The sequence below is a fragment of the Streptomyces sp. NPDC107581 genome, from assembly GCF_055657175.1.
Genome location: NZ_JBVKBH010000020.1, coordinates 152,764 through 161,520 on the forward strand (window position 1 = coordinate 152,764; position 8,757 = coordinate 161,520).

Here is an 8,757-nt window from a genome sequence, read left to right on the forward strand (position 1 = left end):
CAGGTCCGTCACGCCCCGAAGTAGCCGAAGCCCGCCCACGAGTGCAGGTCGTCGAAGGATCTGCCGTCGGGCTCCTGGTACTCGAGCATCAGCAGCAGCGCCTCGGTCTCCTCGCCCTCCGGCAGCCAGGTCTCCCTCGCGTCGTGGGCCTGGCGGAGGAAGGCGTGCCGCTCGCCGTTGGGCACGTCCCGCAGCCAGACCTGGGCGTCGCGCAGTGCGGTGGCCGGGTGCTGCCGCTCGGTGCGCCAGCGCCGGTAGAAGTCGAGCATGAGGAGCGCCGCCTGCAGATCGGGCAGCGACCACATGGCCGCGGCGACACCCGCCACGCCCGCCTGGAGCAGCCCGCTGGGCAGCGACACCACCTCGTCCGGCAGCGCCGTGCCGGGCAGGAAGGACTCGCAGGCGGACAGGACCGCCAGCCGCAGTCGCAGCTGCAGCACCATCAGGTCACGCAGGCTGAGGACGTCCGGGCCGGCCAGCAGCAGTCGGCTGTCCAGCGGGTTGATCAGGTCGGCCTGCCCGTGGCAGGCGAAGTGGACGGCGTCCGCGCCGGTGAGGGCCGCGCGGGTGGCCCGTGCGTGCGCCCGGGACCCGCGCAGCGAGGTCACCCCGCGCGGGAACGCCGCCTCCGCGACACATGCCTCCCACGCGGCCGAGCCGAGGGGGGCGCGTCCGTCGTCCCCGGGCGGGTCCACGACCACGGCGAGGCGCTCCACGGGTCCGCGGGCGAGGGCCTTGGCCGAGGTCAGGGAGCGGGCGTTCGGTACGTAGCTGATCACTAGGTCGTCGAGGGCGTACCGGGGACCCGTGGGAGTCTCGGTCCAGGCGGCGTGCAGGGGCAGCAGCCCGAGCAGGCCGCCGGCCACCAGCGCGGCCTCGCGCTGTCCGCGCAGTGCGTCGCAGACCGGCCCCATCAGGTCGTCCCACAGCCACCGCGTGGTGGTCTTCAACGACTTCTGCCACTGTCCCAGCTGCCCGATGCGGTCGGCCTCGTACGCCGTGTGGGCGTCGTCGTGGGCCTGCGTACGGGCCCGTACCGTCTCGGCCGTCAGCCGGGGCAGGTCCACGGCCCGCACGTCGTGGTCGTGCACGATGAGGGCGAGTCCTCCGTGCTCGGCCGCGGAGAGATACACCAGGGGCTGCTCCTGGGCGGCCCGGTGGATGTCTTCCGGCGTCGGATCGGGCAGGAAGTCCTCGAACCCCTTGAGTCGCTGGATCTCCTCGACGACGGCGTCCAGTTCGCGCCGGGCCGCACGGATCTCCTCGAAACGGTCCACCCCATCACCCCCAGCACCGCGCGGCGCCTTCGCCGGCTCGGCGCACTCAGCGTAGCCGAACGCGCACACTGGGACGGCAGGTTGAGTACTACGAAGGGAGCACCCCCGTGACCGACGAGCACGCCGACACGGCCTGCCGGGCCCGTGACGCGTACGCCGTGACCGGTGACCCGGCGGCCGCCCGCGAAGCCGTACTGCTGCTGCGCGAGCTGGTGAACGGCCGGCGGGAGCCGGTGAGCTGCAGGCGGGCGAACGGCCGACGGGAGCCGGAGCCGGTGAGCCGCCGGCCAGAACCGGAGCTGCTCAGCGAGTTCGGCGGGGCCCTGCTCGACCTGTACGAGGCCGAGGGCGAACTGCCCGTCCTCACCGAGGCCGTCGGAGTGTACGAGGACCTGGTGCGCCTGGAGCGGGACATGGACTGGCTCAACAACCTGGGCAACTGCCTGCGCACGTACCACGGCGCGACGGGCGAGCGGGCCCACCTGGCGCGGGCCCGGGAGGTGCTCGCCGAAGCCGCGGAGGCGGCGCCGGACGACGCGACGGTCCTGGACAATCTGGGTCTCGTCCTGATGGACCTGTACGACCTCGACGGCGATCCCGAACTCCTGGACAGCGCGCTGGAGTTGCACGGCCGGGCCGTGACCCTGGGCGCCGGGCGCGACCCCAACCACCTGCTGCACGTGACGAACCTGGCCACCGCCCACATGTACCGCCACAGCGTCGGTGGCGCCCTGGCCGATCTCGACGCCTGGGTCGAGGGCTGCCGCCGGGCCGTGACCCTCACCCCTCCCGGCTCCCCCGACCTTCCGCTGCGCCGGGCGAATCTCGCACTGGCGCTGCTGGACCGGCACGCCCGCCGGCACGACCCGGCCGACCTCGCTGCGGCCGTCCGCTGTGCCCGGCAGGCGCACGAGAACAGCCCGGCCCCGGCCGCCGACCGGCCGCGGCAGGCCGGGGTTCTCGCGAACGCGCTGACCCGGCGCTACCACGAAGAGGGCCGTCCGGAGGACCTCGACGAGGCCACCGAGCTGCTGCGCGGGGCTACGCGGTCCCGGCCCGAAGGCTCCGCTGGGGCGCCGCACGCCTGGAACAACCTCGCCAGGACCCTGCTGGACCGCCATGAGCGCCACGCCGACCCGGCGCACCTGGCGGAGGCGGTCGAGGCCGCCGAGCACGCCGTGGGCCTGCTCGACGAGGGCGCTCCGCTGCTGCCGCTGTGCCTGGAAACCCTCGGTACCGCGCTCACGACACGCTTTCTGCACCAGGGCGACGAACGGGATCTGGAGCTGGCCATCGACTGTCTGGAGGCCGCCGTGGAGCTGACCGGGGGTACGGCAGTCGACCTGTCCGGCAGGCTGACGGCGCTGGCGACGGCCCTCGCCCACCACTACGAGCACACCTGGGACCCGGCCGCCCTCGACCGCTCCGTGGACCTGTTCGAGACCGCCTCCGGCCTCCGCCCCGGGGAGCCCTCCCCCGCCGACCTCAACAACACCGCGCGCAGCCGGCTCCGGCGCTACCACCGCACGGGGTCCCCCGAAGATCTGGAGTCCGCGCTGGAGCGGCTGGAACGCCTCGTCGCCGGGACGTCCGAGCACGCGCCGGGGCTGCCGCTCTACCTGGAGAACCTGGCGTGGGGCCTGCGGCTGCGGCACGAGGCGACCGGCCGGGCCGGGGATCTGGACCGGGCGGTCGCACTGCTCGGGCAAGCGCTGCGGCTGCTGCCGGCCCGCGCATCACTGCGCCCGGACGCCCTGAGCGGTATGGCCAACGCGCTCCTGGACCGGTTCGGCCGGCGGGGATCGGTGCTGGACCTGGAGGAGGCGGTGGCCCTGCACCGCGAGGCGCTGGCCACGCTCCCGCCCGGCGCGCCGGGCCGGGCCGGTTTCCTCAACGACCTGGCGAACGTGGTGCGCGAGCGCCACCAGCACCTGGAGTCCCGGGCGGACCTGGACACGGCGGTCACCCTGCTGCGCGAGGCCGTGGACCTGGCCGCGGCCTCGGCTCCGGACCGGCCGGTCTTCCTGGACAACCTCGGCACCGCCCTGCAGGACCGGTACGAATGCGACGGCGACCCGGCCGACCTGGACGCGGGCCGGGCGGCCCAGGCCGAGGCGCTGGAGCTGCTGGCGGCCGGGACCGGCGAGCGCTGCCGGGTGGCGGCCAACCTCGGGGGCGCGCTGTGGCGCACCTGGCGGCTGCGCGGTGCGCCGGAGGATCTGACGCGGGCTGTCGAGCTGCTCCACGAGGCGGTCGACGCGACACCGCCCGCCTCGCCGGACCGGCCGCTACGACTGAACAACCTGGGCTGCTTCCTGAGCGACCGGCATGGGCACAGCGGTGCGGAGGAGGACCGGCGGGCCGCCGCGGCGGTGCTGGCGGAGGCCTGCCGGACGGGAGCGGAGCGCGCCCCGCGCTGGGCGGTGGAGGCCGCCCGCAACTGGGGGCGCTGGGCGGCGGCCCGGGGAGCGTGGGCGGAGTCGGCCGAGGCCTACGGGCTCGGCCTGGCGGTGCTGCGGACGGTGTCCCGGCGCCAGGGCGTGCGCCCGCACCGGGAGAGCTGGCTGCGGATCGCCAGTCTGCTGCCCGCCGACGCGGCGGCCGCGCTGCTGCGGACGGGCGACGCCCCTGGTGCCGTACACGTCCTGGAGGCGGGCCGGGCGGTCCTGCTCAGCGAGAGCCTGCTGGTCGAGAGCGGGCTGGACCGGCTGGCCGCGAACGGACACGGCGGCCTGGCGGACCGCTACCGCCGGATCGCGGACCGCCTCGCCTGGCTGCAGGACCCGCAGGAGAACGGCCGGACGGGTCGTTCCGCTCGATCTCCGTCGTGAACTCGTCGGCGCGCTCCATGCGCGAGACCGACGCCACGGCGACCGCGCGCGTCGCACGCCAACGGCTGCGAACAGATCCGCCCGTACCCATCGGATCCTGGAGCAAGGCCGAACCCGGCGAACCCGATCCGTGGGCAAGGACGGCCTGTGCGGTCACGGCACTAGGCGGACTTGGCCGTCGCGCGGACACCGAAGTGGACGTACCGGGTGCCGTCGGCGAGCGCGTAGAACACCACGGGAATCCACGCGTCCTTCTCGTTGCGGCGGCCGGCGAACACCGTCTTCACCGGCGTGTGCGAGACCGGGGTCAGGTGCCAGACCAGCGGGTCGAAGGTGCCCGCCAGGCCGTCCGCGCCCTCGTACGTCAGCCGCAGTGTGCCCGGGCCGCCGTCACCGGCCGCGATGGTCATCAGGAAGCCCTCGCGCTTGTAGCCGCCGAGGAACGGCTCCGTCTCCACCGCCACGGGTTCGGAGGCCGGCGCGAACCCGGGCATGGTGACCCCGGCGAGTTCGGCGCAGAGCTCGCGGCAGAGTGCCTCGAAGACCTTGGGCGCGGCCCCGCCGCCGTTGGTCAACAGGGCGATGGCGAGGCCCTCCTCCGGGATGGCACGCAGGTAGGCGAGCTGGCCGAAGGTGCTGCCGTCGTGGCCGAAGCCGCGCGCGCCGTCCCACTCGAACAGGCCCCAGCCCAGGCCCCAGTGGGCGCCGAGGAACCACTGGTCGGGCATCTCGACCTCGCGGGTCAGCATCGCGTCGACCACGGCGGCCGGCAGCACCCGGGTGCCGTCCGGCGCGGCGCCGCCTTCCACGAAGGCCCGCGCGAACCGGGCCACGTCGGCGGCGGTCGCGCTGATCCCGCCGTACGGGCCGGCCGAGCGCGGCAGCATGTTCCAGAGCGGGGTGGGGACAGGGGTCTCGCCCGGCTCGCCCATGTGCCCCATGGCGGCGCGGAAGCGCAGCACCTCCTCGGGCAGGGTCATGGTGTGCTCCAGCCCGAGCGGGGCGAGAAGCAGCTCCTTGAGCGCCTCGTCCCAGGTCTGGCCGGTGACCACCTCGACGATCCGGCCCAGGACGTTGTAGGCGGTGCTGGAGTACGACATGGTGACGCCGGGCGGATTGGTCAGGCCGACGGTCCGCGCGCCCTCGATGTAGCGGGCCAGGCAGTCGTCGCCCCGGCCGGTGTCGTTGACGTAGTCACCCTCGATGCCGCTGGTGTGGTTGAGCAGCTGGCGCGGTGTGATCGTCCGGGTGGCCCCGGCGTCGGCGACCGCGAAGTCCGGCAGGACGTCCACGACCGGCGCGTCGAGGTCCAGCTTCCCGGCGTCGCCGAGCAGCACCACCATGGCGGCGGTGTAGCCCTTGCTGACGGAGCCGATCTGGAACACGGAGTCCGGGGTCACCGCGACGCCGGTGCCGGTGTGCAGGATGCCGGCGGCCACCTCGTGGATCTCGTCGTCGGCGAGCACGGCGAGGGCGGCGCCGGGGATGTGGTGGGCGGCGAGGAGCTCGCCGAGCCGGGTCTGCCAGCGGGCGGTGTCGAACGCCGGGGCGCCGTCACTCACGCCCAGCGCGCGGTTGACCGTACGGGCCACGTCACGGTCGGTCTGTTCCAGGATCCTGGCCACCTCCTGGTCGACGAGCTTCGACACTTCCCGGCGCAGGTCTTCCGGCATGCTGTTCCCTCATGGTCACGGTGGATAGGGCACGGGCGGGGGGAGCGGGGCCTGCCGGCTAGCCGGCGCTGCGGGTCCGCCGGCCGATGAGCCCGGTCAGCGAGGCGACCGTCGTGCGCGGCGGCTGCCGGAGGTCGCGGTCCGGGTGCAGGACGGTGCGGAACGCGGCCCAGGCGAGTGCGCCGAGGGCGAAGCCGTAGCCGGAGACCAGCCCGTGCCCGTTCTCCTGTGCGAACCACATCGCCAGCCCGAGCACCGGCACGCCGAGCGCCAACAGCCGGTTCTTGCGGACGGCCTTGCCACGGCTCGCGTCCTCGTCGTCGGAGCCCTTCCCGGCGGCCTTGCCGGAGTTCTCGTCGGCGCCGCCGCGCAGCAGCAGGGCCGCGGCCAGCGTCGCGCCCAGAAAGTAGGTGGCACCGGAGCTGCCGGCGAAGTTGCGGGGGTCGGTGCTGTGGGAGGTCTGGCCCCACAGTCTGTCGATCTGCTCCGGCAGCAGGATGCCTGCGGCGAACAGGCCGAGCGTCAGCGGCGCACCCCAGAACCAGTCGGCGAAGGCCGCGACGGCGGCGAGGGTGGCGATGTTCCAGGCCGCCCCGCCGAAGCCGCCGTTCTGCATGAAGACCGAGGTGACCACACGCCACCAGCCGGACTTCGATGGGTCCGCGTCGAGCGCGCCCATCGCCCCTGACCAGCAGAGCTGGAGAGCCACCCCGGCGAGCGCGAGCCCGGTCAGGCCGACGCCGGCCCAGGGGATCCGCCGCCGGCCCAGTGTGCTCTGGCCGACCAGGGCCAGACCTCCGTTGAACATCAACACCATCAGTGCCGCCGTGGTCACGTTGAACAGCAGGATGTCCATCGTCACCACCCCCCTCCGAGCCGTGTGCGATTTCGCTGATCAGGACATTAGCGTGACCCGGAGCTTTTTCAAACAGTGTTTGAAAGCTGGCACGGCTCGCTAGACTGCGGCCGTGAAGCTGACCGCAGACCTGATCATCGACGCGGGGATGGCGGTGTTCGCCCAGACCGGCTACCACGGCTTCTCCATGCGCCAGGTCGCAGACCGCCTCGACGTGCACGCCGGCAGCCTCTACTACCACGTGCCCAGCAAGGCCGCACTGCTCCAGCTGATGGCCGACCGGGTGGCCGGACAGGCGTACGAGGCCGGTACCGCCGCCCTGGCCGGACTGCCCGCGCAGGCAGGCTGGCCTGCGCGGGTCACGACGCAGGCCGTCGCCCTGCGGCAGAGCATCCGGCAGCACCCTGGCGGGGCGATCATGCTCGCCGGAAGCCCGAAAACCCTCAGCCCCGGTGCGCTCTCGCTGATGGAACGGCTGCTCGCCACCCTCGCCGAGGCCGGCGTGCCCCCGGAGCACTGCGGCACCGCCGCCGACACCGTACTCAGCCACGTCACCGGTTACGTGCTCCAGGAGCAGAGCGAGCCACCCGCGGTGCCGGTCACTGCCGAGGACGTCACCGCCCTCCACCGGAGCTTCCCCCGGACGGCGGCCGCCGCGGCCGCGCACGGGCCCGACGAGAAGTTCACCCGCAGCCTGGACCTGCTCTGCGGCGGCATCGCGACGCTGATCCGGCCGCCGCCCGAGGGACCGCCGTCCGAAGGAGCGCCGTCCGAAGAACCGGACAGGAGGAGCCAGGGGCTTTCGTCTGGAGCACCGCGCTGACCATTGGATCACCGTGCTGACCAGAGCAGGATGCCGGCCATGTGGAGTCAGGCCAGGCAGACGGTCGCGGTTGGTCGTCCCACTCGAAATGCGCCCGGGCGGTGCCGTCACAGGTGTTGTAGATCTGCTGGACCTGGCCGACGTACCAGTCCCCGGCCCCAAGGTTGCCGGGGTTGCCGGGGTTGCCGACGTTGATCGGGCCGCAGCTCGCCGCGATGGCGTGGGCGGAGCAGCGCGCAGGCCGCCGCCTCGGCCTCAGCCCGGCCGTCCTTCGACGAGACGCTGCAATTCCGGCAGCAGTGCGTCGATGCTGCGGGAGGTGGAGAACGCGACGACAGTGGTGCCGCCGCTGCCGGACTCACCGCCGGAGAAGAGGCCGATCACCTCGCGCATCGCCTCGTCCACCTCTTCGACCGGGTCCGGTGACTCGCCGCGGAGCCATCGCCGCAGGACATGGTTGTGCGCGGCGACCACGGCGGCAGCCATCAGCTCGGCCCTCAGCGCCGCCCCGGGAGCCCCTCCCATCCAGTCCGCGATGAACTCCCGGAACAGCCGCTGGTAGCGGGCCACGCTGACGATCTCCCGGTCGCGCAGCGCCGGCACCTTGCTGGTGAGGGCATAGCGCCGCCGGGCCAGATCGCCCTCGTCCAGATAGTGGAGCAGGACGAGCCGCACGGCATCGGAGACGGCGGCGAGCGCCGTGTCGCTGTTCGACGTCGCAAGACGGTTTCGGATCCGTTCCAGCAGCCGGTCGTGGTCGGGAAAGATGACCGCTTCCTTGGACCGGTAGTGGCGGAAGAACGTCGTACGCCCCACCGCGGCCCGTTCGGCGATGTCGTCGACGGTGGTCTGCTCGTATCCACGCTCGTCGAAAAGGGCGAAGGCGGCGTCCGCAAGTCGGATCCGCGCGTCTGGCTTGCTCATGACTTCTCATCCTCCCCTGTCCGGGATCACTGTGAGTACTTGCCACCTGCAATGGTACTGAGTACCGTTCTTTGGAGATTCAGTGCCAGTGAGGGAGGCCCGGGGCGTGACTTCCGTTGCACACAGTGAGTCCGGTCTTCCGGTCCAGCCGCTCCACGACGGCTGAAGGAGCGCGACAGCAGCGCCGTCGAGGGCGCCCCTCGCGACGCCCGGGGCGCACACGTCCCCCACGACACCTTCTGACCGATGAGATCCGGGTGGAACAACCAGTGACCGACATCGACATTCACACGACCGCGGGCAAGCTCGCGGATCTGCAGCGCCGTATCCACGAAGCGACGCACGCCGGCTCCGCACGCGCCGTCGAAAAGCA

Annotated in this window: 6 protein-coding genes; 2 read left to right on the top strand and 4 right to left on the bottom strand. The window is 72.9% G+C overall.

Going from position 1 to position 8,757, the window contains the following annotated elements; translation table 11 throughout:
• Positions 1–8 precede the first annotated feature (8 nt).
• Positions 9–1,277 carry a CHAT domain-containing protein gene (locus tag ACZ7P3_RS37475; protein ID WP_472088667.1) on the bottom strand — a complete coding sequence of 423 codons (1,269 nt, stop codon included), beginning with the start codon at positions 1,275–1,277 and terminating at the stop codon, positions 9–11.
• Positions 1,278–1,384: 107 nt separating this feature from the next.
• Between ACZ7P3_RS37475 and ACZ7P3_RS37480 the strand changes: the two genes are divergently transcribed.
• A complete protein-coding gene (locus tag ACZ7P3_RS37480; protein ID WP_472088668.1) occupies positions 1,385–4,108 on the top strand; it encodes a tetratricopeptide repeat protein in 2,724 nt (907 codons plus the stop codon).
• A gap of 161 nt (positions 4,109–4,269) precedes the next feature.
• On the opposite strand, the gene ACZ7P3_RS37485 is transcribed toward ACZ7P3_RS37480, so the two are convergent.
• Positions 4,270–5,781, bottom strand: coding sequence for a serine hydrolase domain-containing protein (locus ACZ7P3_RS37485; protein WP_472088670.1), 1,512 nt, complete (start codon positions 5,779–5,781; stop codon positions 4,270–4,272).
• Between the two features lie 58 nt (positions 5,782–5,839).
• Complete coding sequence (locus ACZ7P3_RS37490) at positions 5,840–6,637, bottom strand: hypothetical protein (protein ID WP_472088680.1); 798 nt, start codon at positions 6,635–6,637, stop codon at positions 5,840–5,842.
• A gap of 112 nt (positions 6,638–6,749) precedes the next feature.
• Here ACZ7P3_RS37490 and ACZ7P3_RS37495 point away from each other — a divergent pair, with 112 nt between their 5' ends.
• On the top strand, positions 6,750–7,460 hold the full coding sequence (locus tag ACZ7P3_RS37495; RefSeq protein WP_472088672.1) for a TetR/AcrR family transcriptional regulator: 711 nt from the start codon (positions 6,750–6,752) through the stop codon (positions 7,458–7,460).
• A 255-nt stretch (positions 7,461–7,715) separates the two neighbouring features.
• Here ACZ7P3_RS37495 and ACZ7P3_RS37500 read toward each other — a convergent pair whose 3' ends face one another.
• Positions 7,716–8,384: a TetR/AcrR family transcriptional regulator gene (locus ACZ7P3_RS37500; RefSeq protein WP_472088674.1), complete on the bottom strand. Its 669-nt coding sequence runs from the start codon at positions 8,382–8,384 to the stop codon at positions 7,716–7,718.
• Positions 8,385–8,757: the final 373 nt, after the last annotated feature.

Bases quoted from the DNA above. Each gene is read 5' to 3' on its own strand.
- ACZ7P3_RS37485 (WP_472088670.1), bottom strand. From the start codon at position 5,781: ATGCCGGAAGACCTGCGCCGGGAAGTGTCGAAGCTCGTCGACCAGGAG.
- ACZ7P3_RS37490 (WP_472088680.1), bottom strand. From the start codon at position 6,637: ATGGACATCCTGCTGTTCAACGTGACCACGGCGGCACTGATGGTGTTG.
- ACZ7P3_RS37500 (WP_472088674.1), bottom strand. From the start codon at position 8,384: ATGAGCAAGCCAGACGCGCGGATCCGACTTGCGGACGCCGCCTTCGCC.